Source organism: Desulfovibrio inopinatus DSM 10711, assembly GCF_000429305.1.
Lineage (GTDB): Bacteria > Desulfobacterota > Desulfovibrionia > Desulfovibrionales > Desulfovibrionaceae > Alteridesulfovibrio > Alteridesulfovibrio inopinatus.
On record NZ_AUBP01000040.1, the window covers coordinates 1 to 25482 of the forward strand.

General features: G+C 48.3%; 19 protein-coding genes, 1 tRNA gene and 1 pseudogene. 15 read left to right on the forward strand and 6 right to left on the reverse strand.

The features are described 5' to 3' along the window. The 3 genes from G451_RS0119295 to G451_RS0119305 all read left to right on the forward strand — a co-directional run. Positions 1 to 295: IS5 family transposase (locus tag G451_RS0119295; RefSeq protein WP_027185541.1), on the forward strand; the 295-nt coding region annotated here is incomplete at its 5' end. Between the two features lie 287 nt (positions 296 to 582). Next, complete coding sequence (locus G451_RS30475) at positions 583 to 1359, forward strand: IS1595 family transposase (protein WP_084448668.1); 777 nt, start codon at positions 583 to 585, stop codon at positions 1357 to 1359. A 519-nt stretch (positions 1360 to 1878) separates the two neighbouring features. Continuing rightward, the gene (locus G451_RS0119305) at positions 1879 to 2757 is read left to right on the forward strand and encodes a hypothetical protein (RefSeq protein WP_027185542.1); all 879 of its coding nucleotides are present in this window, start codon (positions 1879 to 1881) and stop codon (positions 2755 to 2757) included. 612 nt (positions 2758 to 3369) lie between these two features. On the opposite strand, the gene G451_RS0119310 is transcribed toward G451_RS0119305, so the two are convergent. Next, on the reverse strand, positions 3370 to 4989 hold the full coding sequence (locus tag G451_RS0119310; protein WP_027185543.1) for an alginate lyase family protein: 1620 nt from the start codon (positions 4987 to 4989) through the stop codon (positions 3370 to 3372). A 169-nt stretch (positions 4990 to 5158) separates the two neighbouring features. Here G451_RS0119310 and G451_RS30485 point away from each other — a divergent pair. Beyond that, positions 5159 to 6284, forward strand: a pseudogene (locus G451_RS30485) (IS3 family transposase). Positions 6285 to 6476: 192 nt separating this feature from the next. Next, positions 6477 to 8387, forward strand: coding sequence for a molybdopterin-dependent oxidoreductase (locus tag G451_RS0119325; protein ID WP_034642975.1), 1911 nt, complete (start codon positions 6477 to 6479; stop codon positions 8385 to 8387). A gap of 95 nt (positions 8388 to 8482) precedes the next feature. Here the strand turns inward: G451_RS0119325 and G451_RS0119330 are convergent, their stop codons facing one another. Then, on the reverse strand, positions 8483 to 10321 hold the full coding sequence (locus G451_RS0119330; RefSeq protein ID WP_034642978.1) for a chloride channel protein: 1839 nt from the start codon (positions 10319 to 10321) through the stop codon (positions 8483 to 8485). A gap of 64 nt (positions 10322 to 10385) precedes the next feature. After that, positions 10386 to 11327: a bifunctional riboflavin kinase/FAD synthetase gene (locus G451_RS0119335; RefSeq protein ID WP_027185546.1), complete on the reverse strand. Its 942-nt coding sequence runs from the start codon at positions 11325 to 11327 to the stop codon at positions 10386 to 10388. A gap of 155 nt (positions 11328 to 11482) precedes the next feature. Here G451_RS0119335 and G451_RS0119340 point away from each other — a divergent pair. Beyond that, positions 11483 to 11569: transfer RNA gene (locus G451_RS0119340), tRNA-Leu, on the forward strand. A gap of 613 nt (positions 11570 to 12182) precedes the next feature. Here G451_RS0119340 and G451_RS0119350 read toward each other — a convergent pair. Continuing rightward, positions 12183 to 12377 (reverse strand): hypothetical protein, encoded by a 195-nt coding sequence (locus tag G451_RS0119350; RefSeq protein ID WP_027185548.1) that lies wholly within the window; start codon positions 12375 to 12377, stop codon positions 12183 to 12185. Between the two features lie 75 nt (positions 12378 to 12452). On the opposite strand from G451_RS0119350, the gene G451_RS30490 reads away from it, so the two are divergent. From G451_RS30490 to G451_RS30500, 7 genes are all read left to right on the forward strand, one after another. After that, positions 12453 to 15569, forward strand: a complete 3117-nt coding sequence (locus G451_RS30490) for a ligand-binding sensor domain-containing protein (protein ID WP_281171574.1) — start codon at positions 12453 to 12455, stop codon at positions 15567 to 15569. Positions 15570 to 16186: 617 nt separating this feature from the next. Continuing rightward, positions 16187 to 17257, forward strand: coding sequence for a FecCD family ABC transporter permease (locus tag G451_RS0119360; protein ID WP_027185549.1), 1071 nt, complete (start codon positions 16187 to 16189; stop codon positions 17255 to 17257). Beyond that, entirely contained in the window at positions 17254 to 18054 is an 801-nt protein-coding gene (locus G451_RS0119365) for an ABC transporter ATP-binding protein (protein WP_027185550.1), read from the forward strand. Before G451_RS0119360 ends, G451_RS0119365 begins: the two co-directional genes overlap by 4 nt. A gap of 42 nt (positions 18055 to 18096) precedes the next feature. Beyond that, complete coding sequence (locus G451_RS0119370) at positions 18097 to 19131, forward strand: ABC transporter substrate-binding protein (protein ID WP_034642982.1); 1035 nt, start codon at positions 18097 to 18099, stop codon at positions 19129 to 19131. A 28-nt stretch (positions 19132 to 19159) separates the two neighbouring features. Continuing rightward, positions 19160 to 20242, forward strand: a complete 1083-nt coding sequence (locus G451_RS30495; protein WP_051261698.1) for a class I SAM-dependent methyltransferase — start codon at positions 19160 to 19162, stop codon at positions 20240 to 20242. A gap of 27 nt (positions 20243 to 20269) precedes the next feature. Beyond that, complete coding sequence (locus tag G451_RS0119380) at positions 20270 to 21115, forward strand: DUF364 domain-containing protein (RefSeq protein ID WP_027185552.1); 846 nt, start codon at positions 20270 to 20272, stop codon at positions 21113 to 21115. A 173-nt stretch (positions 21116 to 21288) separates the two neighbouring features. After that, positions 21289 to 21747 carry a molybdopterin-binding protein gene (locus G451_RS30500; protein WP_051261699.1) on the forward strand — a complete coding sequence of 153 codons (459 nt, stop codon included), beginning with the start codon at positions 21289 to 21291 and terminating at the stop codon, positions 21745 to 21747. A gap of 173 nt (positions 21748 to 21920) precedes the next feature. Here the strand turns inward: G451_RS30500 and G451_RS0119390 are convergent, their stop codons facing one another. After that, positions 21921 to 22322 (reverse strand): pyridoxamine 5'-phosphate oxidase family protein, encoded by a 402-nt coding sequence (locus G451_RS0119390; protein ID WP_027185553.1) that lies wholly within the window; start codon positions 22320 to 22322, stop codon positions 21921 to 21923. Positions 22323 to 22378: 56 nt separating this feature from the next. After that, complete coding sequence (locus tag G451_RS0119395; protein ID WP_027185554.1) at positions 22379 to 22804, reverse strand: MarR family winged helix-turn-helix transcriptional regulator; 426 nt, start codon at positions 22802 to 22804, stop codon at positions 22379 to 22381. A 319-nt stretch (positions 22805 to 23123) separates the two neighbouring features. On the opposite strand from G451_RS0119395, the gene G451_RS0119400 reads away from it, so the two are divergent. Both G451_RS0119400 and eno read left to right on the forward strand, forming a co-directional pair. Continuing rightward, positions 23124 to 24074: a 1-phosphofructokinase family hexose kinase gene (locus G451_RS0119400; RefSeq protein ID WP_027185555.1), complete on the forward strand. Its 951-nt coding sequence runs from the start codon at positions 23124 to 23126 to the stop codon at positions 24072 to 24074. A gap of 17 nt (positions 24075 to 24091) precedes the next feature. Next, positions 24092 to 25387: a phosphopyruvate hydratase gene (gene eno, locus G451_RS0119405; RefSeq protein ID WP_027185556.1), complete on the forward strand. Its 1296-nt coding sequence runs from the start codon at positions 24092 to 24094 to the stop codon at positions 25385 to 25387. The last annotated feature ends 95 nt before the right edge of the window (positions 25388 to 25482 follow it).

Sequence of the window (25482 nt, forward strand, 5' to 3'; positions counted from 1 at the left end):
GCTCATTCAAGGAATAAACGCTTTATTTCTTATTGCGGACAAGGGATACGACACGCAAAAAATTGTTGATGAAGCATTAAGAAGAAATATGACACCTGTTATTCCTCCGAGGAGAAACCGTAAAGAACAGCGAAAGTATGATAAGTATATTTATAAGTTACGTCATCTTGTTGAAAACGCATTTTTATACATCAAGCAATGGAGAGGGATAGCTACACGTTACGCAAAAATGACAACTTCATTTCTCGCGGCTGTTCAGATTCGCTGTCTCTTTTGGTGGCTAACAATCTCGTGACGACACTGCCTAATGCAAATTCGTTTTGTTGGCACTTACCATGGTCTTTAAAAAAGGCTCTGTTCCCAATAAGTGTTGAACTTGGTAAAAAAGGCATTACCTCTTTACAAGGAGGCTGCCATGGATACTGAAAAATTCAAGACCATTCTTGCCGACTTTGCTGAGCTAACCCTAAGTCAGCGCGGTTTGCGATTCAGACCCTGCAAGATGCAAGTGCTTCTGATGGCGTTCTTGATGTGGATAACGATCATGGCAGACGCTTTACTATCTGCCCATATTGTCAATCCATGGATATTTGGCGTTGGGGGTTTAAAGAAGGGGTGCAGCGTTTTCGTTGTAAAAAATGCAAGCATACTTTCAACGCTCTTACTGGGACGCCATTGGCTCACCTCAAACGGCGTGACGCCTGGTTGCCTTATTGCGAAGCCATGATACAGGGGCTGAGTGTGCGTAAAGCAGCTGAACGAGCTAATATCCATAAAAATACTTCTTTCCGTTGGCGACATCGTCTACTTACGGCCCCACGAAATGTATGTGATGTCGAGATGCAAGGAATAGTTGAAGCGGACGAGACCTATTTTCTCAAGTCGTTTAAGGGGAGCAGGCAAATACCGCGTAAAGCTCGCAAACGAGGCAGCAAAGCCAAGAAACGCGGACTCTCCAAAGAACAAATTCCTGTACTGGTTGTCGAGGACAGACGCGGAAACCACTTTGATCAAATGATTGAAAGCGTAGACAGCTCTACCATTGGCGTCATTTTACCGCAGCTACTTTCTGATGAAAGCCTCTTGTGCACAGATGGTGCTCATGTCTACAGCTCGGTCGCAAAAGATTACAAAATTCCGCATGAGTCAGTGCGTTTCGCCAAGTATGGCTATGTCAAAGAACGAGTCTTTCATGTCCAGCATGTCAACGCCTACGATAGCCGACTCAAGAGCTGGATGACTCGATTTAAGGGCGTTGCGACCAAGTATTTACCGAACTACCTTGGCTGGAGACGAATGTTTGAGCGAGTTGGAGACCAGTTGTCTCCACTCAAGGTTTTCACAATGGCTCTGGGGTAAATTCAACACAAACAGGGGACAGAGCCTTAAAAAAATACTTGCAAATATGCCTGGGTGGATACTGTTTGGGGCCTAATTGACATTGGTGGTGTTTTTTGTCTTTTGCTTATGGCCTGTTCCACAGTGTAATCAATGTGGCTTTCGGAGTTTATGGTATAGTCACATAATCGAAGACGTCTCTGTATATATAAATAGAAAAAGCGTGTTCTGTGGTTAAAGGGGGATGGGGGGGGCGTCTTGTCGAAGGATGTTTCCCTTGAATTATACGGTTTTTCGGCCTAAACTCTAAAAAAGTATGCTTTGTTTTGGTGAACAGCAAGCCGAATTTGCTGTGTTTTCACTCTAGCTTTTCGTGTGGTTTTCAAAGAAAATGTTGGCATATGCGCAGAACGTAGAAATAAGGCTGATGAATTGAAGATCTCGTATCACGTGCATTGTTGAATTAGAGATGCGTCAGTTTTGTCTTCAATACGTTGTTCTTCGGACAATGAATACTTCCACCACATCCCTGAGGTGTATATGATTTCCTGTGATATTTATAAAGACAATCGGTCAAAATTTTTATTGGACCAAGCATATATGCTTGTCGCGTTTCATCAACAGAAATATGTTGATTTTGCGCTTCATTCAGCTCGCTCGATAAAGTTGTGGGACAAAAGACGGCCTATACACCTCGTTGTTAATAATGCTGACCTCATCCAAAATATAGATCAGTCTCCTTTTGATTGCATCACTCTTGTACGGGGAGCTGAAGATTTTCCTGGCTGTCTTTCCAAGCTCTTGTCTTTTCAATGCGCCTTGTTCCCCGAGAATCTGTTCGTCGATGCGGATTGTGTTATGGTGAAGTCGGACATTGATTATTATTGGGAAAGGCTGGCTGCATTCGATTTCACCATCCCGGGAGATAAAAAAACGAAAGGGGAATGGAACTCCACGCGAATTGAGGATATTATTGCCAAGGCTGGAGTTGACTACATGGTAAAGATGAACAGTGGGGTTATTTACTTCAAAAAGAATGCAAAAGCTGAACAAGTGTTTGCGCGAGCCTTTGAATTTCTTGAGCTTTTTAAGCAAGGCTCGACATTTTCTGAAACCGGAGAGAACCCGTTTTTACACCATGGGGTTATTGCCGATGAACCGCTGTTTGGTTTGTCCATGGCAAAAGAACATTGTGAGCCGTTCCCTGTTGTCTCAGAGCGTATGAAAAGCTTGATGATTTCCACTCTCGGTGGGTCAAGCTACCACGTCGATCTCGCCAAAGGTGAGTTTCAATTTAAGAAGGGCACTGTTGACGTTTCTCCCACCTTGGCCCACTTTGTAGGTATCGAGCCGAAAGATCTTTATGATGAATTATGCCAAGCCGTTGAGCGTGCTTACTCTGCTCTGATGATGTCATAATACTTCGGGAAATGATCTCTCTTTGCAATTTCAAAGAAGTTGAAAACGGAATTCTATGCAAAGGATAATAAAACCATCCGATGCACGAGACTTATCCTCGCCGCAACACAGACGTCGGTGAGAGTTTCTGGGATGGAAGAGAACTTGGTATAGTTTTGTATCCTTATTGCTTATGATGTGAACTCTTTGACGATGGATCCGCAAGGAGTTCGCGATGCATTTTTGTATTGCATGTATTGAGAAGTGAGATCTTTTAGAGCGGTAATCCTCTGAACGCCTTGACCGCCATCGCTGGTGGGGTATGGAGCGAGCGTTGTCCAGGCTGAATCGCTTTCGAAATTTACGCACTCGCCATGAACAAAGTGCTGACGCGTATCTTGCGCAGTGCTCTTTGGCTTGCTCTGTCGATACTTTGAGATTTTATTATTCGCTCTTATTACAATCAATTTCTCATTTCATCTGGTTTGAATCAAAAAAAGATTCTACAAAGAGTGATATGTATTGAACTCGTTTTTTAGAAACAATAATATTTCTTCTGTATAGAAGATTTTGGCTTATTGGTATTGGATCAATGGGTTCCTTCTGAAGTACGTGCAGTTCGGAAAAATGGTTTTAAGGTTTTCCGGCAAGAGGACAATTCGGTTTTTGATAATCGCGAGTCCGTGCTGTAAGGGGCATTATGGGGAACCCCGTAGGGTCTTCATAGTAAAACTTTGGGAGTTTTTTGTACGCGTCCCGGGCCATGGAACAAATGGATGGATCATCGGCAAAGGCATCAAAAAGAAGCTCTGCACTCAGCCAATAATAGATGGAAACTTTTTCGGGAAGCATTGCTTTGGCCTTATTATCCCATGCAACTTCGCCGTACGCACTTCGAGTTTTTTCCACATAGTTTTTTTGTTCGAACATAAGGTGTCGATTTTCAACATTGAAATAGTATTTTTCGTTCGGAATAGTTGTATTTTCAGTGAGCCGTTGCCCTGGCTTATACGCGGCGAGATAGTGTCCATAATAGCTTAAAGCCGTTTTGAGGCTTTGCCCTCCTGAACCGCGACGTTGAAAAAGGTCTATACCGGCATTTCTCGCCATGTCCGCGTGCAAACTCATAGCAGCCAAAGAAAACCACGGGTAGAATAGACCCTTTTGTTGGACTCTTCGGAAGCGATCAATAATTTCTCCAGTATGCGGTATCGTATGATTGAAGACGGCGATGGCTTTCTCCAAATGAGGGGAATCTTCAGGTAATGCGGTTACTTTTCCAGCCTCGTTTCGGGCAAGATAAAATCGGACGGAGCGGTCTGTAGGAGGGTTGAAGTCAGGGTTAAAATTCACTTCGCGTCCGCTAAGATTTTTCCCTGTATAAATGGAGCCTGCCATATTATTGAGGAAATTGGACTGGTTTTGAGGATCGTCCGTCGCAAATCGGCACAACGCTGTATCGTTGCTGAGAATGCCAATCGCAAATATTGCAGCATTCGTGAAGGAGGCGTGGTTGTTGGCAAGAGGAAGGCCCTCTTCCTTGTTGCGCTCGATAACCATCATATGACTATGCTTTATTGTTGATCCCATCGCTTTAAACCACGAAAGCATGATTTTCTTCTCTTTAGACGAGAAAGGCGACACTCGTTCAATAAGATCATAGGCATTGGCAAATCCCAAACTGATCAGTGCAAACTGAAGCCCTTCGTCCAGAGTCGAATGGTATTTATACGGAATATGCCTCTGCCCGTGTACGATTGGTTTTTTATTGCGTACATCAACATCGGGAAAGCGTGTCGGGGCGTGCTGAGCCCAGAACAATAGCAGCTGGCGCGCTTTTGCTGCGGCTTGCTGTGCATCGGGTTCGAGCCCAATGGCTGCGTAGAGTGCGAGGTGTTGACTTCGTAGCAAGTCCCCTTCTCGCTCTCCCGCATTGCCCGTTCGGGCTATACGAAAGAGGTCTTTGCTTGTTTGGGGTTTGGCGTATTGAACTCCACGCTTCGTCGCGAGGCCGTTTTTGACCTGCTTTTTAATATATTGCCAGTTGGATACCCACGGTTCCTCGTTGCTTTTAATGCGATCGCGAATAAATTCCAGGTCGGACTCTGTAATCACCAGGCCTGCGGAAGACCCACGCGTAAAGCTCCATCCGGGACGTGACGGAACAAGGAGCAAAACGAACAGTATGCTGGCGAAAAGGACTGAAAAAATAGATCGTAAACGGGGAACAACGGGGAAGACTCCGTGTCGCATAGCTGTATCCTTATAAATTTGAATCGAATTCAGCTTCTATCGTATAATTTTCTCTGGGTGTAAGCAACGTGCATTCCAAAGTTTATGGAGAAAGTGTGAATAGAGAAGTGGTCCCTCAAATTCAGACAGTGTGCGAAGGTGTATTCCTCCATCAAAGAGGACCACAATTATGACGAAGAGAAAGAAATACTCCGCGGAGTTCAAAGTCAAAGTCGGTCTTGGAAGCGTTGGCCGGAAAACTTACCATGGCCCAGCTTTCGGCCAAGTATGGCGTACATGCCAACCTGATTGCCAGTGGACGGCGAAAATCCGCAAGGGAGCGATTGAAGTTATTGCCACAGGTCATGCCCGCAAGGCGAGACAGCACGAGGACGAAATCCTGGATCTCCACGCCAAGATAGGCCAACTTACCGTGGAACGGGATTTTTTAGCCAAGGCCTTCGGTCGCTGAGCCACGCCCGGAGGAAAATATGATCAAGTCCGACAACCGGCTTTCCATTACTCGTCAATGCCAGCTGCTCTCTATCGCCCGAGCGACATATTATTACAAAAGCAAAGGCGAATCGCCCTTCAACCTCAGGCTCATGCGTCTGATTGACGAGCAATTTTTGAAAAGACCGAGTTATGGCTCTCGCCAAATGGCGCGCTGGCTGTGTCGCCAAGGTTACTGTGTTGGTCGCAAGCGGGTGCGCCGTCTAATGCGTCTCATGGGTCTTGTTGCAATTTATCCCAAACCGCGAACCACAACTCCAAACCAGGCTCATCGAGTTTATCCTTACTTATTGAGAAACCTGCTGATCGACAGACCGAACCAAGTCTGGTGCACTGACATCACCTATATCCCGATGCGACACGGCTTTCTCTACCTCGTGGCTGTGATGGACTGGTTCAGCCGCCGCGTGCTGAGCTGGCGGCTTTCCAACACACTGGACTCGGACTTCTGTGTCGCCGCGTTGGAGGATGCCTTGACGAGGTTTGGACCACCCGAAATCTTCAACACCGACCAGGGCTGCCAGTTTACGAGCCTGGATTTCACGTAAACACTCAAGGACGCTGGTGTGAGCATCTCCATGGACGGCAAGGGGCGATGGATGGATAATGTCTTTATCGAACGACTTTGGCGGACGGTGAAGTATGAGTGCGTGTATCTACACGAGCTGGAAAGTGGTAGCCAGACCCGCACCGTACTTGGAGATTGGTTCAAAAGCTACAACAGTAATCGGCCGCATTCGAGTCTGGACGGCCGTACGCCGGAAGAGGTACACATGGACTATTGTCTGAAGAAGGCTGTCTAAAGAAGACGTTACTGGCTATAGCTGATTTGGCCTGTACCGGAATAGGATTTAGCGGCAGATCCATGAACGAATCCACCTTGCCAAAGTCGCTGAACTGTCTAACAAATAGGAGCCACTTTTCAATGAACTGGCCTGTATTTTCCTCTCTGATAATAAAAAAGACTCCACCCTCTTTGAAGTAAGGTGTTCCTCATGATCACAGCATGCACACAGCATTGTAGCAATGGGTGCTCCCTCGTTGTCGATCAACATGACGAGAAGGTTCGTATTCGGGGCAACTCCGAGCATCCTTTTACGCGTGGGCTTATTTGTCGAAGGACAGCCGCATATCAGGCACATCGTACGCGGGGTGATCGTCTCACCACAGCGATATTCCACGACAAAGTTACGGGGCGGCGCGTTCCCATTTCTCTTGATGAAGCATACGACCGCATCGCGCAAAAAATCATTTCGTTGCAAGCAACTCCTGAGGCAATCTTACCCATGTATGGAAATGCCTCGTTCGGTGTTTTGGCAACGCCATCGAAGTATCTTTTCGATCGACTCGGGACCTCGGCCGCGACCGGATCGTTGTGTCTTGGCGCGGGAATCGCGGCAATGAAAACAGATTTTGGTGCCGTGCGCGCCCCGTCTTTGAACGACCTGCAAGCAAGTCGTGGAATTATTAATTTCGGTCACAATACCCGTTCTCAGGGAATCCATGTAGGACGTGAAGTCTCCCTCGCAATCGCCCGAGGGGCAACCGTATTGACGGTGTCTCCCGGTGATTTCGATGGCGGTAAAGCTATGGGAACACATTGTGTCATCCGGCCGGGGACGGATCGGTTCTTCGTGGCTGCGGTGTTGCGGCTTCTCTACGATGAAGATCGATTTGATCAGGCTGCGCTTGACCGAACCGTCAATGCCGATGCGTTTGTCGAATGTGTGCAGTCCATTGATATTGCCGATTGTCTGGCACGATGCGATCTTGATATGGCAAGTGTTCGTTTGGCGGCCGATATCTATACCAACGGCCCCACGGCGACAATTTTAGGGAGAGGTCTTCAGCGGTATGTCCGCGGTGGTGAAACCATTCGTTTCATTGATGCGCTGTCCATGGTTACGGGCAATATCGGTTGTCGTGGTGGTGGCATGCATTATGTGCAGCCGTTGGCCGGTCAATTGGGACCAGGCTTTCCTCGAGTGGAAAAGCAATCGGCCAGACGTATCCGTAAAGCGCTCCTCACGGAGGACCTCACTACGGCTGATCCACCCGTGAAAATGGTTTGGGTGGAGGGAACAAATCCCGTGACACAGGGGCAGGACAGTCAAGCCGTTGCTCAGGCGCTCACCGAGCGATTTACCGTGGTTGTGGATGCATTTATGACCGATACGGCACAATGCGCCGATATTGTTCTTCCCTGTGCGCTCATGTTGGAAGTCGAGGACATTGTTAAAAGTTCCAATCATGAATGTGTGAACTATGCGGCCAAAGTCTTCGACCCGCCGGGCGATGCGCGCAGCAATTATGATATTGGCCGCAGACTTTTTGAGCGTGTTTTTCCTGAAGAGGCATTCCCCGAAGCAGAAACGATTTTGGATACGGCGTTGGCAAGAGGGAAAACCGGGTGCCGTCTCGCGGAACTCAAATGCAAAGGATTTGCCGCTATACCACCTTTGGACCCGCCGTTCGCCGAGCGTTTTGACCATTCCGATGGATTGGCGCGATTGCCGGATGTGCTGCATAAAGATGCGCATGACATTCAAGCACAGGACGGTATGCTTGGCTTGGCAAGCTATATCCAGACTCGCTACATGTTGTCGCAAATTCCGCCAGAAGCCCAGGTTGGCCTTCCTGACGTGTTTGTATCGCCGGAGAACCCGATACTTGAATGCATTGATGTGGATAAACCCGTCGAACTCGTGACGGATACAGGGTGTGTTCACGCCCGCTTGCGTCCTCGAGCAGGGTTACATCGAGATATTGTCTGGTTTCCGCGAGGGGGCTGGGTACAGTTTGACCGCTGTGTCAATGCATTGGTGAGTGAACGATTGACGGATATAGGGGATCAGGCGGCATTCTATGAGCAGCGGGTTGTGGTGCGTCAAAGTACGGTGGATTAGCACCTGAAAAAAGGATTACAGCGTACAACGAACAAGGCCGCGGCGAGGATGTTTTCTTCTCGCTGCGGCCTTGTTCGTTGTACAAATGTATGTGTCTATTGTTCTTCTTCTTTTAAACGCTTGATGGTCTGTGAATAGGCATTGAAGACGTTTTCACGATTGAGCATGCCGAGTACTTTATTAGAGTCTTCCGGGTCAACAACCGGAATTTGGGAGAGATCGGCTTCCACGAATTTAAGAAGAGCGAGATAGAGATCGGTATCCGGCGTAATGCGAACGAGCGGATTGACGAGGTCTCGCACCACAACAAGTTCGAAAAGGTGGTTTTCAAACAGCCATTTACGCACGTTTTGCACGGTGAGGATACCGGTAAGCTCGCCCATATGGTTTTTGACCGGGAAGCAAAGCTCGTTGGTATCGGCAATGATGTGCGTCAATGCTTTCAAAGTGATGCTTTCTTCAAGAAGCGTCACCTTGCCGGGTTTATAGACATCTTCGACCTTGAGTTGTTCCAGAATGTTAATCGTCGCGTCATCGATATGAGCCGGTGAATCAAACTTGTTGTCCACTTGGTTCTCATAGAGCGAAACGTTTCCACAAAGCACGAGGCAGAGCGCGCTACAGAGCATCAGTGGCGCAAGAAGTCCGTAACCTTGTGTGATTTCGCACACCATGATGAGTGGTCCGATGGGGGCATTGGCCGCACCGGCAAAAAAAGCGGCCATACCGATCAGGGTATAGCTTCCAGGCTGCGTCACGATATCAGGGCGCCACATGTTGCCGAGCTGTCCAACAATACCGCCAGCGGCTCCACCGACAAATAGTGCCGGGGCGAACATACCACCGCTCATGCCCGACCCCATCGTCAGGCCGGTGGCGATGGTTTTCCCAACGACAAGAAAGACGAGAAATCCGATGGTAAGCTGTCCTTCGATGGACATTTCAAGCCAGCCGTAGCCCCCGGAAAGCAATTGGGGAAAGAAGTAGCCGGTAATGCCCATCAGGAGTCCACCCAGGCCGGTGGTCCACATGATGCCGATTTTTTTCTTGATGCGAGCAAAGACGGAATATTTGATGAAGTAGAATGTGCGGACATAAAACCAAGCCGCGGCCGAGCAGACCAGTGCGAGCAAGAGATAGAATGGAATTTCTCGTATTTCTCGGAATTCGAAATGAGGAATACCGAAAATAGGGTCAGTGCCAAAAAAGAAGGTGAAGATGGTATACGCGACAACGGAAGACAAGACCGCCGGCAAGATAGCTTCGGCCTCGAAGTCTTCACGATATATAACCTCAATGGCCGTCAATGCGCCGCCGAGCGGAGCCCGAAAAATAGCGCCGAGTCCTCCAGCCGCGCCGGCAAGAAGCAGGATGCGTCGTTCTTTGGCCGTCAGTTTGAGCCACATGGCGAAGTAGGAACCAAGGCCGGCACCAAGCAACGAGACCGGGCCTTCGCGACCGGCCGACCCGCCCGTGGCAATGGTCAAGATGGCTGTGGAAGAGCGAATGAGCGGCACAAGAGGTCGAATGATGCCGCTATTCTGGTGAAAAGCCTTAATCATGGAGTCGGTGCCATCCGTGCCCGAGGTATCGGCTTCCGGCACAAATCGTTGGACAAGGTACCCCATGAACAAAGCCGCGGCTGTAATCATAACCGGAATAAGCCAGGGGCGTGACGCACCAAGCGGACCGTGAAATAATTCTTCTCCAGCCGGGGCTGGCGTCGCGACACCAGCAAAATGGTGAAGTAAAAGGAACTGACAGCCTTCAAGCCCAACATAAAATGCCGAGGCAAGCAGACCAGAGAAAACGCCGGCTACTGAACCGAGCAGGAGCCAGCGTACGGACGAAATGTTTTTGTAGGCAAGTTTGAAACTGCGCCATGCTCGAAGTGGTGCAAGTTTGGCTCTGGAACGAATAATTTTGGCAGCCATATAAGAACTTTACGGTCAGACGGTTCGGGCCATACAGCCCAGGGGGCGAGCATTCATGGAGGCGTCATAGCCTTGCTTCGGGCATGGATAAAATGCGCCGTGCCAGGGCCGCGTCTTCGCGGATGCGGGCAGTCAACTCTTCAACACCGGAAAATTTGCGTTCGTCGCGAATGCGTTGAACAAAATGGACCCGGATGGTTTTTCCATACAGGTCGCCCTTGAAATCGAAAATATGGGCTTCCACTCCGGCAACAGCATTACCGAAGGTTGGATTGTGCCCGATATTGGCCACGCCGCTATAGGTCTGGCCATCGGCCTGAACCCAGACGGCATAGACGCCATGTTTGGGAACAAGTTCATCGACAAGATGCAGGTTGGCTGTCGGGAAACCGACAAGCTTGCTACCGCGGCCAAATCCGCGCACAACCTCGCCACGAACTTGATAAAAACGATTGAGCAGTGGTCTGGCGTCCCACACGTTTCCGGCTTCCACCAAGTCTCGAATACGTGTGGAACTCACCACGGCACCATCAAGAATCACCGGGTCGAGTCGTTCCACGACATAGCCGTATTGAGCACCAAGAGCGGATAACAGTTCATAATTGCCCTTGCGACCACGACCAAAAGCATAATCATAACCGATAACAAGGTCTTTGACTTTGAAGCCGTCCACCAGGAACTTTTTGACAAAAGCTTCGGGTGTATGCGCCGCAATCTCTTTGGTGAAGGGAAGCACAACCGTAATATTGATGCCGAGAGCTTCAATAAGCTCCAGTTTTTGTGGGGTAGGCGTGATAAGCGGAGGGTCGTTTTTTCCCAGAATCACTCGGCGCGGGTGTGGTTCGAACGTCAGCGCGACACTGATTCGATTATTGATTTCAGCTTTGAGGCGCGTGCGAGAAAGCAATTTGGCGTGGCCCATATGGACCCCGTCGAAATTTCCTATCGTCAGACTGGTTTCGCACAGCGCTTCTGAGATTTCATCTATGGAAGAAGCCACGATCATGGAGGACAGATTCCTTGGCAGTATTAAGGTGCAATTGTCGCATCGGCGACGGAGTCTGTAGCTAGCGCAAATTCGTGGCGCCTTCAAGGCGAAAAAATAAAAAAAAGACTTGCCAAGGTGGCGGCGTTTGTATAGACATCTCTTCCACGACGCACGCCGAAGTGGTGGAATTGGTAGACACGCTAGGTTCAGGGTCTAGTGCGGGTTTCCGCGTGGAGGTTCGAGTCCTCTCTTCGGCACCACGAAAATTCAAGGGTTACAGCGAATTGCTGTAACCCTTTTTCGTTGTGGGTGGTGTCGTTTTCTTTGAGACGTTATGGGTTCTCCATCTGGATGAACTCAGAGTTTAGAAATCACTTTTCCGACATGATTGTCTCCACGCTCTCCACACAGCATTTTAATTCTTTAGTTTGTGATTCCCGAAATTCCGAAGCCCGTATACTCGATGTTGAATGAGTTCTCTTTTCGCTAAAAGCATTGAGTGATGCTGCGACTTTTCAGTATGCCAACTCTTTCGACATCGTTTTTTCTGTAGAACATTTGTGTAATATAGATTGGGATTGTTGAGATCTATTGTACTTCGCTATTTCGTGCCTTTGTGTAGAAGTGGTAATGCGTTGGCGACGTTCTTAGCATTTCTTGCTGTGCAAAGCATACATCTGAAAGTCTGAATAATATTGGTTATTATGCCACAAAAAAGGATGAATGTGTATACAATCATTTTTTTAATGTGAGTATTGAGGCGGATCTTACTTTTAATACGATGATACCCCTTGAACTTGCGTCCAGCGAGTGCTACGAGGGATAGAATGCAAATACTCTCCCTCACAGGTTCCATGGGAGATCGTTCCATGTTCATGGGGATTGCAACGTTCGCTTTGTGTTCTTGATGTGCGCGCTTGGCTTCAACATGTTGATGGAGGTCTTTGGGAGAAGAACGTCGCGACCAGGAGCATTGAGGAAATTGAAAGAAATATCCTCTTTGAAATGGTGGCCTTCGTTGTCATTGAGGGGGATGAGTTGAAATCGAGCCGTTACAATAGTCTTCATTGAGGAGAATAGTCCTTGAAATGTCGGAATAGAATATTTTGTCAGCGAACGTTGTCGTTTGAGCTGCTTGTGAAAATGATTGTGCATTCGCTTAAAATAGCAAGCAATCTTATCGCGATAACATTGTTTTTAAGTTTGTTCTCAAATCATAGCGTCCACGCTGGAGAAGACACTTTTTTTGAACATCTTTCTGTAAGCCAAGGGCTCTCGCATTCCGGCGTGTATTGTTTCCTCCAGGACAGTAAAGGTTTTATGTGGATTGGGACTGAAGATGGTCTCAATCGATATGACGGAACGGATTTCAAGATTTTCAGGCATGATCCAGAAAATGAAAAGAGTATAAGTCACAACGAAGTTTGGTCTATTCAGGAAGATAGCCAGGGGAATTTATGGATAGGGACATGGGGAGGCGGCCTGAATAGATTTAATTGGGATACGGAAACATTTACTCGCTACATGCATAATGAAGAAGATACAACGAGCATAAGTCACAATCTTGTTGGGATTGTTCAAATTGATAAGAATGACACCGTTTGGGCAAGCACATTTGGAGGGGGGCTTAATCGCTTCGATATAAAAAAACATACATTTACCCGTTATACACACGATAAGAATAATCCAAACAGTTTGAGTAGCAATACGTTATGGCCTGTTTATGTTGATCGAAAGGGTATTGTGTGGATTGGAACAATTGGTGCCGGCTTAGATAGATTTGATCCACAGACGGAAACGTTTGTGCATTATCGACATGATACAAATTCATCACAGAGTTTAGACAGTGATGAGATCTGGTCAATTTATGAGGACAGACACGGTGTGTTATGGGTTGGCACCGATCGTGGCCTGAATGCATTTGATCCTGAAACAGAAACATTCACTCACTACCAGCACAACGAGGAAGATGATACCAGTATTAGCAAGTCCAATATCTGGTCTATCGTGGAAGACAAAGAAGGGAATTTTTGGGTTGGTTCCTGGGGCGATGGTTTGAATCGGTTTGATCGCGAAACAGAAACGTTCATCCACTATCGACAGAATAAGAATATTGCTCACAGCTTGAGTAGTGACGTTGTCTCCATGCTCTACGAAGACAGAACAGGTGGACTCTGGATCGGAACATACCAAAACGGCATAAACCAAGTCTTGCCCTATTTTAAGAAATTCAATCATTACCAAGTGGTAACAGAACATTCCACGTGCCCGAAAAGTATGATGGTTTCCACGTTTTATGAGGATAAAGCTGGAGATGTTTGGATCGGAACCGACCAGGGCTTAAGCCTGTTCCACACCGAAACGAAAACGTTCTTGCATGGTCACAATATATACGGTCTCAACGCACTCAGTGGGAAAAATATTACCGAAATTTTTGAAGATACAAAGGGAGATATCTGGATAGGGACCTACCTGGATGGATTGAGCAGGTACGATCTCAAGACCGGGACGGTTGTTACGTATCCCATAGATAAGACGGGAAAGAATCCGAATGCGTTGAACAGTCAGACTGTTATGGCCATTGAGCAGGGACAGGATGGAAATATATGGTTAGGCACGATTATTGGTGGATTGAATGAGTTTAATCCCCATACGGGAATCTTCACGCGGTATATGCATGATGACAACAACCCCAAGAGCCTCAGTCATAATTTCATATATGATATTTATGAAGACGCAGCAGGCCTCCTCTGGATAGGGACATCCGGTGGCGGTCTCAACACGTTTGATCCCGAGACGCACAAGGTTGTTCAGTTCCTTCATGATTCGAACAATCCAAAGAGCATAAGCAATAACAATGTGAACACGATATTTCAGGATCACGCAGGTGTTTTGTGGGTCGGCACGGCGAGCGGTCTCAACAAATTTCATGCTGAGACGAAAATATTTACTCGGTATTATCAGCAGGATGGCTTGCCGGACAGTGCTATCAACGGCATATTGGAAGACGATCAACAGTGTCTCTGGATAAGTACAAATCAAGGACTGACGAAATTCAATCCCGAAAAAGAAACATTTAAAAATTATTATGTTGATGATGGCTTACAATCGAGTGAATTCAATATTGGAGCAGCGCTCAAGGCAAGAAGTGGACTCTTGTTTTTTGGTGGACCAAATGGATTTAATGCCTTTTATCCTGGTGACATCATTGACAACCCCCATAAGCCGAATGTTGTTATTACGAACTTCAAAATCTTTAATAAGTCTGTTCCCATCGCTCCTGATTCACCTCTGAAAAAGACTATCAGCGAAACGAAAGAACTGCTCTTATCCTATAAAGACTCTATGTTTACATTTGAATTTGTTGCTTTAAATTTTTTGAATCCAAAAAGAGATCAATACGCCTATAGAATGGATGGTTTTGATAAAGACTGGAATTTTGTCGATACGAGTCGTCGATTTGCTACGTATACAAATCTTGACCCCGGAACCTATACCTTCCGTGTCAAGGCCTCGAATAGTGATAGTGTCTGGAATGAAAGCGGAACCTCGCTCAAAATTACAATCAGTCCACCGTGGTGGGAACGGTGGTGGTTTCGGTTGCTTGTGGCACTGTTTGTATGCGGTAGTGTGTATGGGGTGTTCAGCTGGCGAGTCCGGACAATGAAAGCCCAAAGAAAAAGATTGAAAATACTGGTCGCTAAAAAAACCAAGGAGCTTGAGAAGAAAAGCAAAAAACTCGAAGAACTTGCAACACATGATACATTGACGCGACTGTATAATCGTACAAAACTTGATGAAGTGTTTCGGACTGAATTGCTCCGATCCGCTCGAAGTAACTCTCAATTTGGCTTGATTCTGCTTGATATTGACTACTTCAAAAGCGTCAACGACAACTATGGTCACCAAGTGGGTGATCAGATTCTTCAGGAGTTTGCAGATCGACTCCGAAGAAACGTTCGACAAACAGATACAATAGGTCGGTGGGGAGGAGAAGAGTTTTTGATTCTGTGCCCGGATACAGGAGTCAACGGTATTCAGGCGCTTGCAGAAAAGCTCAGGATTGCCATTGGACACAATACATTCTCTGTTGTCGGTAAAAAGACGGCAAGTTTCGGTGTCACCGTGTATGAGAAAGGCGACACGATTGAATCCATGGTTGCCAAGGCCGATGCTGCACTCTATCGTGCAAAGAGTAGTGGAAGAAATAGAGTAGAACTTCAAACACAAGTGGTCTCACCACAGCATCTCTCGTCATAGCACCTCCTGTCCACGGTACGTTTCCTTTTAAACTAGCCGTTTTATCTGAGGAGAAAGCAATTCTCCTGATCCAACCTCATGCTTGTTCCATTCGCGAGGCTCTTCTTGCCGGCATGAAGCCCGTGTTGTCTGACGTGGGGAAAAGATGTGTTCCATCTCGGAAGCGTATTGCAATTATTCATGACGTATATCCCAATATATCTTCATGCGGTTGCGCACAGTTTTCTTCAAACACAGTAGGTTTATATGTTGTGCGATCAGTATTGAGCTTCATTTGTGGTCTTTTTCTCTTCAATACAATGTCTTGTTTTCGTGTGATTATTTCTATTGTGTTGTTAGAATGGGCGTTTATATTTTTGTTATGCATCAGTTGGTGGTGTATTATTCATCTGTTCTCAATTTAATTGAATGCGCTGTATGTATAATGATTGTACTTGTATTCTATAAGTTTATAGAACGTCAGTCGTGAATACACGAAATGTATTGTATTCGTGATGATTGACATGAAATCAATTTAGTGAAACACGATTAACAAATTGCATTCTTCATATTTTGATGAATTATACCGTATGAGTGCAGTTTAATTGTGTGAATTATAATTCTTGGAATGGTATAGAATGCAAAAAATAATTTATGCTGAAAATAATTCATATTTTGATCGTGTGGTTCTCTTTTTTCAGAGGCGTCATTGTGCGTTGTCGTTTGTTGTTCTCACTGTTTTTCTCTTTTTCGTGTTTTGTATATCATTCTGTGTCGGTCGGTATGATATTTCTATTGTACAAGTTGTCAAAGTTCTTGCCTCAAAAGTTTTTCCCATACAGCAGGATTGGCCGTCTACTTTGGACACCGTCGTCTTTCAGGTGCGCATGCCTCGCATTATGGGGGCGGCTCTTGTTGGCGCGGGGTTGGCCATGGCTGGTGCAGCGTATCAGGGGATGTTCAAAAATCCGCTGGTTTCTCCCGATATTCTGGGAGCGTCCTCTGGCGCGGGCTTGGGTGCGGCTTTAGCTATTTTTTGTTCGTTCGGCGTATTGGGTATCCAGTGCATGTCCTTCGCTTTCGGTATCACGGCCGTGCTCATTGCCTACGTCATCAGCTTTCACGTGCCTCGTGATCAGTCGCTTGCTTTGGTGCTCACCGGCATTTTGGTCGGCACGCTGTTCTCGTCCGGCACTGCTTTACTTAAATATCTTGCCGATCCTTACGATACCTTGCCCGCGATTACCTTTTGGTTGATGGGCAGTCTTGCCACGGCCTCGGCTGACGAAGTGCTTGTTTCGTTTTTTCCCATTGCCTTTGGAGCCATAGTGCTCTTCGGCTTTCGCTGGCGACTGAATGTTCTCTCGTTGAGCGAAGAGGAAGCGCAATCTCTTGGTGTAGAGACGGGAAGACTCCGGCTCATCGCCATCATTGCCTCCACGATGATGACTTCGGCTTCTGTATCTATCAGTGGCCTCGTTGGTTGGGTCGGCCTGCTTATCCCTCACCTTGCCCGCATGATCGTTGGTCCAGACTTTCGCACGCTGCTTCCAGCTTCGGGCATGCTTGGCGCGGCCTATCTCATTTTGGTCGACAATATCGCTCGAAGTGCTTCATCCGTGGAAATTCCTCTCGGTGTGTTGACGTCCATTATTGGGGCACCTTTTTTTCTTGTCTTGCTCAGTCGTCAAAAAGGAGGGTGGCAATGACCCTGGAACTGCAAAATATTCATGGTGGATATGGGCGTAGCGGCGTTCTGGAGAAGATTTCCTTTTCTCTCGAAAGCGGACAGATCCTGTGTATTCTCGGTCCCAATGGGGCCGGGAAGAGTACCCTTTTCAAAGGAATTTTGGGACTTTTGCCTTTTTCACGTGGCCGAGTGCTATGTGACGGTGAGGATATTTCGACATGGTCGCGTCAACGCATGGCGCAAACCATTGGCTACATCCCTCAAAGTCACATCCCCGTCTTTCAATTCACGGCAATACAGATTGTTCTCATGGGGAGAACCGCCCACCTTGGCCGTTTTGCCACCCCATCGAAGAAAGACGTGGACATCGCCGAACATGGCTTGGACCTCGTCAATCTCTCGCATCGTAAGAACACATTGTTCACGGAAATGAGCGGAGGCGAACGGCAACTTGTCCTCATCGCCAGGAGCCTGGCGCAACGTCCGCGGTTTCTTATCATGGACGAACCCACGAACAATCTCGATTTCGGCAATCAAGTCAGAGTGTTGCATCATGTAAAAAAGCTGGCTCACGAGGGCATCGGTGTCATTATGGCATCGCATTACCCCGATCATGCCATGCTGTATGCGTCTCAGGTCCTGCTCATCAAAAAGGGGCAAATTCATGGCTCCGGAACCCCGGCCGACATTGTCACTGAAACGCGACTCCATGATTTATATGGTGTGAAGGTGAACATCGCCAACGCGCTGATCGATAACGGACGGCGTGCTATCAAAGTTTGTGTCCCCTCGGTCCAGGAGCTTCAGACAGCCTGATTTCCCCGCATTCCCATGTGTATGGCACAGGAGTATTTTGCAATGAAATTTATGCAGTGGATTCTTTTGTTATGCTGTATAGCGATGGTCGCTACCCCTTCGCAGTTGTTTGCGAAGACAGGGGAGGATACTCTCACCGTCGTCGACGCCACGCGACGCACGGTTCACGTTCCGGCTCATGCCGAGAAAATTCTCATCACGTGTTATGGCGGCGTTACCCACCAGGTCGTTGTGCTGGGCGCACAAGACAAGATCGTCGGGCAACCTTCCATGAGCAGATTTGCTCAGCTTTTGAAGATGAAACCGGAACTCGCCTCCATTCCCGATGCCGGCTCCTTCGACAACATCAATATTGAAGAAATTATCACGCTGAATCCGGATATCGTGTTTGCCGGCATCATTTCCAAGAAAGGTAACGCGAAGATTGAGGACGTGGGATTTCCGCTTGTGACCATGTATATCGGCAAAGCGCATATCGATCTCATGATGGATGAATTTTTACGTACGGGACGTGTCGTGGGCAATGAACAACGCGCTCAAGCGCTGGTGGAATACTGGAAAGACAAACTCGATCTGGTCCAGGACCGTGTCTCCACTATCCCCAAGGAGAAGCGTCTTCGTGTCTACTATATGTCTACCGACATTTTGAAGACCGAAGGCAAAGCATGGTGGACGCAAGACCTTCTCGATACATGCGGCGCCGTGAACGTGGCAGCGGATATCGGTCCGGCTCGGGAAACAACGATTGAAAAACTTCTTGAGTGGAACCCGGAAGTCATTGTGGCTCAAGGCGTCAAAGGCAAAGACCGGGTGCACGACATTCTGAACGATCCCCGATTGCGCGATCTTCAAGCGGTCAAAACGGGGCGTGTGTACGAATTTCCCATCGGTGCATTCTGGTGGAATCGACCGTCTCCGGAGGCTCCTTTAGGATTTCTTTGGCTCACCCAGACTCTGTACCCCGAGGCCATGAATGACATCGATATGAAGCGGGAAACAAAAGACTTTTTCAAAACTTTTTTTGAATACGACTTGAGTGACGAGGAATACGCATCGTTTCTCAAAGCCCAAATGTAAGAGCACCAATGAAGAAGGAGATTGCATCATGAATACAGCGCCCCCCATATTGAAAGATCTTCACGTTCCGCAAGTCGTTTCCTATCTGGAGGGATTACAAAATGGCTTTCGCGCCTATAAAGTCATGGAAGCGGCATTGGACCTTGAACTCTTCGAATTGCTCGACGCCGAACCTGGTTTGGATCGAGAAACCATTGCTAAACGCCTGGGGATCAACGGCATGTTCATTCGAAGTTTTCTCCTGTCCCTTGTCGGCGTTGGTCTTCTGAACGAGGAAGATGAAAAGTATTTCAACAGCGACGCGGTTCAGGCCTTTCTTGTCCGAAAAAGCCCTCTGTATCAGGGGGAGTGGATGAGCAAAGATACAGGGAAAACGTCGAGTTGGAGCGACTTGGTGACGCAATTACGAAAGACCGAACCCGCACAATATGCCTTTGACCAAGCTCCGAAGACCGACTTCATTCGAGCCCTCGGCCAGCGTTCTTTGCGAGGTGAACTCCAGGCTGTCATGAAAGCCGTAGCCTCTTGGGGCGGGTTTGACGATGCGCGTCTTCTGTTGGACCTCGGCGGGGGACACGGACTCTATGCCATTGGCCTGTGTCAGCTCAATCCCGAGTTACGCGGCGTTATTCTCGACAAGCCCCATGTTGTTACGGAAACAAACCGTATCGTGAATGATTATGCCATGGCACATCGTCTTCACGTTGCTGGAGTTGATTTAGATACCGATGATTTCGGCGAAGGCTTCGACATTATCCTCATCTCGCACCTTCTTTATAAATTTCGAACTGACCTTCGTGGTTTTTTGACACGCGTTCGTCGTTCGCTCAAACGGGGTGGATTGCTCGTTTCGAATCATTGGTTCTGCGCCCCCGGCTGTATACCGACAAACGGTCTCATGGAGATGGAGAAGGCGTTCATGAGTTTCGGGCATCCCTTGTGCCACATCGAAACGTTTCAAACCCTCTTGGCGGAATGCGGTTTTGAGTTGCAATGCCAAAAAGACATCGCCAGCACTTTCGGGACGTCCAATCTCCATGTGGCCGTGGCCACCGAAGACATTCCGGTTGAAGGTTGCTGTGGACACGCTCGTTCGTGCTGCTCTTGTTAATTACCTTGCATCTGGAAGGAATATGTCATGCATGCTAGTCTCGATAATGGTCAATCGATTTTACGTGAAACTATCGCTTCATTGCACAACGCGCTCGGGTCAGACCTTGATGGGCTGACTCTGGAGCGTGTTGTCATCGGTATTTTTTTTACTGGAGTGAAACTGAGTAACGGTCATGGGGGAATCTGTTTTACTCCCGTCAAAACGATTCCGGAGGCCGTGTGTTGTCCGTCGTCGGCGAAAGCCATGCCTCATTCCGGTAAACTCAAAGGCACCAAAGCTTCTACCATTCTGGAACGAATGTTCAATGGCAATGCCATGCGGCGAGCCATCGGCATTGCCGTCATGAATGCGCTTTCCAATACGCTCTGGCAAGAAACCGAATATAACGGTTATACGATTACCACCGATGCCGACCCTCTCGACAACTATGTTTATCCCGAGGGCGGTAAGGCTCTTGTCGTGGGGGCGCTCGTGCCGTACATTCGGATGCTCAAAGCCCACAATCGGGAGTTTTCCATTTTGGAGAAAGATACATCGACGCTCAAGCCGGATGAGCTGGCGCGTCATGTTCCCGATGAGGCTGCCCTTGACGCCGCGGCTCAATCCGATGTGCTTATCATCACGGGAACGACACTGCTCAACGATACATTGGAAGATCTGCTCAAGGTGACGAAACCGAACGCGGACGTTATTGTTGTGGGGCCCACCGCAAGCATGTTGCCGGATGCATTTTTTGAACGTTCGGTGCGCTCCATCGGCGGCATCATGGCCACCAAACCGGACGAACTTCTGGACGTACTGGCTGAGGCTGGGTCGGGATATCACTTCTTTGGAAAGTCCGCGGAACGTGTGGTTATCGCCAAGGCATAACGGCATTTGTTCACGCTTCATGCCGTCCATGAGGCCGCGCAGATGCCGGGAGCGTACCGGTTGGGTGTGCAATGTTTTCCGGCGCGCGATCATTGTGTCATGGTATTCCTCTACGCCATGACACGTATCACCTCATAGCCCGCATGAATTGCGGTCCACTCCACTGGAGAACCATGGAAGAACCTCTTTTTCACATCACCGGACGAGTTGAGCGTGATTGCGGATTTACTCTTTCGCAACTGCAGGCCATGGATATGGTCGAAACGGATGCAATGTTGCTTGCCTGCGGCGACGGACAACCCCTCGGTGCAATTCAAGGTGTTCGGGGCGTGTTGTTGGCAGACATCATCAACGAGACTAAGGTCATCAACAAAGAACATAACGACACCAAAAAAATGTACATCGTTGTCCGTGCCGAGGACGAGTATCGCGTCGTTTTTTCTTGGCAGGAAGTGTTCAACACCGTGGTGGGAGAAGGTGTTATCGTCATTCTAGAACGGGGCGGAGAGCCGGTGTATACCAACACCGGCAAAGTCGATCTGTTCTCCGCACAAGACACCCTGACCGGCCCGCGCTACGTGAAAAGCCTGTCTACCGTCACCATCTGCATATTGGATGAAGATGCCCCATAACACGAAGACGCCGGCCCGGTGAGGTTCTCACTGAGCCGGCGTTCTTTCGGGAGAGGAGGTATTCGGCGCGTAAGACTCCTTTGGGGGACGTGCGTTTGATTGATAATTCCGTTGTGAAAGAGGATGGAGATATTTCTTCAGGCCGTCCCCATCCCCATCCATCAATCCAAATCCTAGAATTCAGCTACCACCGGTTTCTTTCCTGTTAAGTCAAACAGAATTCCCGAACCGTGATCGACGCTGAAGACGGTGAAGTCGGGATTGTCGGCTTCTCCATAGATTGAGCGCACCAGCGCGTTGTCGGTGATAATGCGTTTCTTTATCTCCATATCATCATCCAGATTGGCTTTGCCTTTGATACGAAGGGTTCTCATGTCTTTGGACGTGCAGGAAAACTCAAGGCGTGGATCGGACTGGAGTTGCGCGTAGACTTCTTTGGATTTCGCGCTGCAGAACCACAGGCGTCCATCGTCTTCGAATTGATATTGGAAGGGGCGAACGCGTGCTTCGCCTTTGTCCGAAGTTGCCAGGAATACGATGGGGTTTTCCGCGAGAAATGTGAGCAGTTCATTCATGGTGTTCTCCTTGGTTATGGTTTTAGTTCGATATCGAACTAATTTTTCAAAAAAATTTACTTCAAATTGTGAAGGATACGTTCCAGTCCAGCAACAAGATGTTCTTTCTGCGCCTGTTCCATGTCTCCCCAAACGGCTGTTAAGAGAAGCTCTGAAATCGCATCAAAATCACTACGAAAAGCCTGGCCTTTCTCCGTCAAACAGATGCGTTGAACACGATTGTCATGAGAGTCGGTATTTCGTTCCACATAGCCCGTGCGTTCCAACTTGCGAATGAGTGTTGTCACCGTATTCTTTTGGCGGCCAATCTTTTTGGCGAGCACGCCCATGGGAAGAGGGCCTTCCTCATAGAGCCATTTCAAAATCGCACCATGCGATGGGGAAAGCTCGGGGTGTCCGCGTCGTTCAAGCTCAACAAGAATTAAGGCATTCGCTTTTTCTCGGATACGGCTGACCAGACCGATAACGTGATCCGTTGTCATGAAAAGAGCAGTTAGTTCTATGTCGAACTATTGTCAAGATTTTCCACGATCAATGGAGCAATAAATTGTCGTTAAAATACAATATCTCATGATTTCGACGCACACTTGAAACACCACTCTGCAAGACTCCTTAAAAAACGGCCTCGATGGAGTCATAAATGTCAAAATTGCAAATAAAGGAATCATTCTTTTTGTACAATGCAAGACAACGTGTTGTCAGAATAAAATGTTGAATTTCATGGCACCTATGATATGACCGTAAATAATTGTCGCGCCTTTGTCTCATATGCATGAAAATTCAACTGAAGAGAATGCATCTATGCCACACAATGTTTGTTACCCCGTTGCTACGTTGACGCTTAACCCGTGTCTGGATGTCGGATACGAACTTGAAGAGCTTATTGAAGACCAAAAGGCAAAAGCGAGCCATGTCCGGTTTGATCCAGGCGGCAATGGGGTCAATGTCGGGCGTGTTCTGAAACGACTTGACATTCCGGCTGTAAACTGCTGCCTCCTAGGCGGTAAGATCGGTGAGTTTGTCGAGTCGTTGTTACAGGGCGAACTTGAGAATCTTCGCGCTGTGCGCATCCGCAATGAAACACGGGTCAATTGCGGAATTGTGACCGAACGCCCGAAGGCGCAGTTTGAAATTGATGCCGTTGGTCCGCTCGTCTCCCCGGAGCGTATCGAAGAAATCAAGACGATGTTTCTTACGGAAGCTGGCTCCGGCATCGGCGTCATCACCGGCTCGGTACCGCCGGGTGTGCCCGATACAATTTACGCTGAACTCACCGATGCGATAAAGCGGCAAGGAGGCAAGGCGGTCGTTGATGCCAAAGGACCGCTTCTGCAAAAAACATTGGAACATGGCCCATTTCTCATCAAACCCAACCGATATGAACTTGAAATGTTATGCGGCAAAAAACTTTCTCAACTGGTGGATGTAGGTCGGGAAGCCATGCGACTTCACCAAACCGGAGTCGAGCACGTTTGTGTCTCGCTGGGGGGAGAGGGCGCGCTCATTGCTGGCGAGACAGGAATTTATCATGCAACTGCACCCTCTGTGCAGGTCCGGTCCACCGTTGGAGCGGGGGATTCTCTGGTTGCCGGCATCGTTGGGGCCCTGGCTTGCGGGAAATCTCCAGAAGATGCCCTGTCGCAGGGCATTGGTTGCGGAACGGCCACGGCGTCCAAACCCGGTACTCAGGTGTTTGAGCCCGATGATGCGAATTTGTTTGCCATGGTAACTCTTACCAAGATTGATATATAACCCAAGGAGGCTCCCTCATGGATTTTGAAATTGTTGATCTGAATGCCATTGAAATTATGGATTCCCGAGGCAATCCCACGGTGGAAGTCGAATGCACACTGTCTTGCGGCATCAAAGCGCGGGCTGGGGTTCCCTCCGGTGCATCCACTGGTGTTCACGAAGCCCTGGAGCTGCGTGACGGCGATAAGAAGCGTTTTGGCGGAAAAGGCGTGTTGAAAGCTGTGAATAACGTCAACGAGATCATTGCACCGGAACTCATCGGTGCCGATTGCCGTGAGCAGGCTGCTATTGATCTGGAAATGCTTGAGCTCGACGGAACGCCCAATAAATCCAAGCTGGGTGCCAACGCTATTCTCGGGGTCTCGTTGGCTGTTGCTCGTGCGGGTTCGCATGTTTGCGACCTGCCCTTATTCGCCTATCTTGGCGGCTCATGCGCGAATAGTTTGCCCGTGCCGAATATGAATATCATGAACGGCGGCTGCCATGCCAACTGGCAGGGCGCTGATTTTCAGGAATTTATGATCGCTCCGTATGGAGCGTCTTCATTTCGTGAATCTTTTGAGTGGGGTTGTGAAGTCTACCACGCACTCAAAGCGTTGCTCAAAGACAAAGGCATGTCCGTCGGTGTCGGCGATGAAGGAGGATTTGCTCCTCAAGTGTCGTCCAACCGCGAACCGCTTGACCTCATCGTTAAAGCGATCGAGCAAGCCGGTCTCAAAGCTGGTCCCGATGTCGGTATTGCTGCCGACCCTGCCTCCACCGAGTTCTATAAGAATGGTAAGTACGTGCTGAACACCGAAAAGCGTGAACTCACCTCTGCTGAGATGGTGGCATATTACAAAGATCTCGTTGCTGATTATCCGTTCTGCTTGCTGGAAGATGGTCTGGCCGAAGACGACTGGGAAGGCTGGAAAATTCTTAATGCCGAGCTTGGTCAAACCATTGAACTGGTCGGTGACGATCTGTTCGTGACCAATGTCGAACGCATTCAACGTGGTATTGACGAAAATTGCGCTAACTCGGCTTTGATCAAACTCAATCAGATCGGTTCGCTCACCGAAACCATTGCCGCCATTCGTTTGGTTATCCGCAAAGGATGGGGAGCGTTTGTTTCCCACCGTAGTGGTGAAACGGTCGACTCCTTTATTGCGGACATGGTTGTCGGTTTCGATTGCGGCAAGATCAAAACCGGTGCTCCCGCTCGTGGCGAGCGCGTTGAAAAATATAACCAGCTTCTGCGTATCGAGAATACGCTTGGTACCGCAGCACGTTACGCAGGGAAAAATGCGTACGTCCGTGGTGTGAGGTTCTAAGAAAGGCGCCTCCGGCGGCCAGGAGGAGCGGGGAGGAGCAGAAGGGAGAAACCTCTTTTAAGGAAAGGGGCTTTCCCCCCTCTGCTCCTCCCCGC

What these genes read in the sequence shown, in the direction of transcription:
- G451_RS0119395 (WP_027185554.1), bottom strand. Translation starts at nt 22,804, where the DNA reads ATGACAACGGATCACGTTATCGGTCTGGTCAGCCGTATCCGAGAAAAA.
- G451_RS0119350 (WP_027185548.1), bottom strand. Translation starts at nt 12,377, where the DNA reads ATGAAGACTATTGTAACGGCTCGATTTCAACTCATCCCCCTCAATGAC.
- eno (WP_027185556.1), top strand. Translation starts at nt 24,092, where the DNA reads ATGGATTTTGAAATTGTTGATCTGAATGCCATTGAAATTATGGATTCC.
- G451_RS0119310 (WP_027185543.1), bottom strand. Translation starts at nt 4,989, where the DNA reads ATGCGACACGGAGTCTTCCCCGTTGTTCCCCGTTTACGATCTATTTTT.
- G451_RS0119370 (WP_034642982.1), top strand. Translation starts at nt 18,097, where the DNA reads ATGAAATTTATGCAGTGGATTCTTTTGTTATGCTGTATAGCGATGGTC.
- G451_RS0119400 (WP_027185555.1), top strand. Translation starts at nt 23,124, where the DNA reads ATGCCACACAATGTTTGTTACCCCGTTGCTACGTTGACGCTTAACCCG.
- G451_RS0119325 (WP_034642975.1), top strand. Translation starts at nt 6,477, where the DNA reads ATGATCACAGCATGCACACAGCATTGTAGCAATGGGTGCTCCCTCGTT.
- G451_RS0119360 (WP_027185549.1), top strand. Translation starts at nt 16,187, where the DNA reads ATGCAAAAAATAATTTATGCTGAAAATAATTCATATTTTGATCGTGTG.
- G451_RS30490 (WP_281171574.1), top strand. Translation starts at nt 12,453, where the DNA reads ATGATTGTGCATTCGCTTAAAATAGCAAGCAATCTTATCGCGATAACA.
- G451_RS30475 (WP_084448668.1), top strand. Translation starts at nt 583, where the DNA reads ATGGATATTTGGCGTTGGGGGTTTAAAGAAGGGGTGCAGCGTTTTCGT.
- G451_RS0119380 (WP_027185552.1), top strand. Translation starts at nt 20,270, where the DNA reads ATGCATGCTAGTCTCGATAATGGTCAATCGATTTTACGTGAAACTATC.
- G451_RS0119365 (WP_027185550.1), top strand. Translation starts at nt 17,254, where the DNA reads ATGACCCTGGAACTGCAAAATATTCATGGTGGATATGGGCGTAGCGGC.
- G451_RS30500 (WP_051261699.1), top strand. Translation starts at nt 21,289, where the DNA reads ATGGAAGAACCTCTTTTTCACATCACCGGACGAGTTGAGCGTGATTGC.
- G451_RS0119390 (WP_027185553.1), bottom strand. Translation starts at nt 22,322, where the DNA reads ATGAATGAACTGCTCACATTTCTCGCGGAAAACCCCATCGTATTCCTG.
- G451_RS0119335 (WP_027185546.1), bottom strand. Translation starts at nt 11,327, where the DNA reads ATGATCGTGGCTTCTTCCATAGATGAAATCTCAGAAGCGCTGTGCGAA.
- G451_RS0119305 (WP_027185542.1), top strand. Translation starts at nt 1,879, where the DNA reads ATGATTTCCTGTGATATTTATAAAGACAATCGGTCAAAATTTTTATTG.
- G451_RS30495 (WP_051261698.1), top strand. Translation starts at nt 19,160, where the DNA reads ATGAATACAGCGCCCCCCATATTGAAAGATCTTCACGTTCCGCAAGTC.
- G451_RS0119330 (WP_034642978.1), bottom strand. Translation starts at nt 10,321, where the DNA reads ATGGCTGCCAAAATTATTCGTTCCAGAGCCAAACTTGCACCACTTCGA.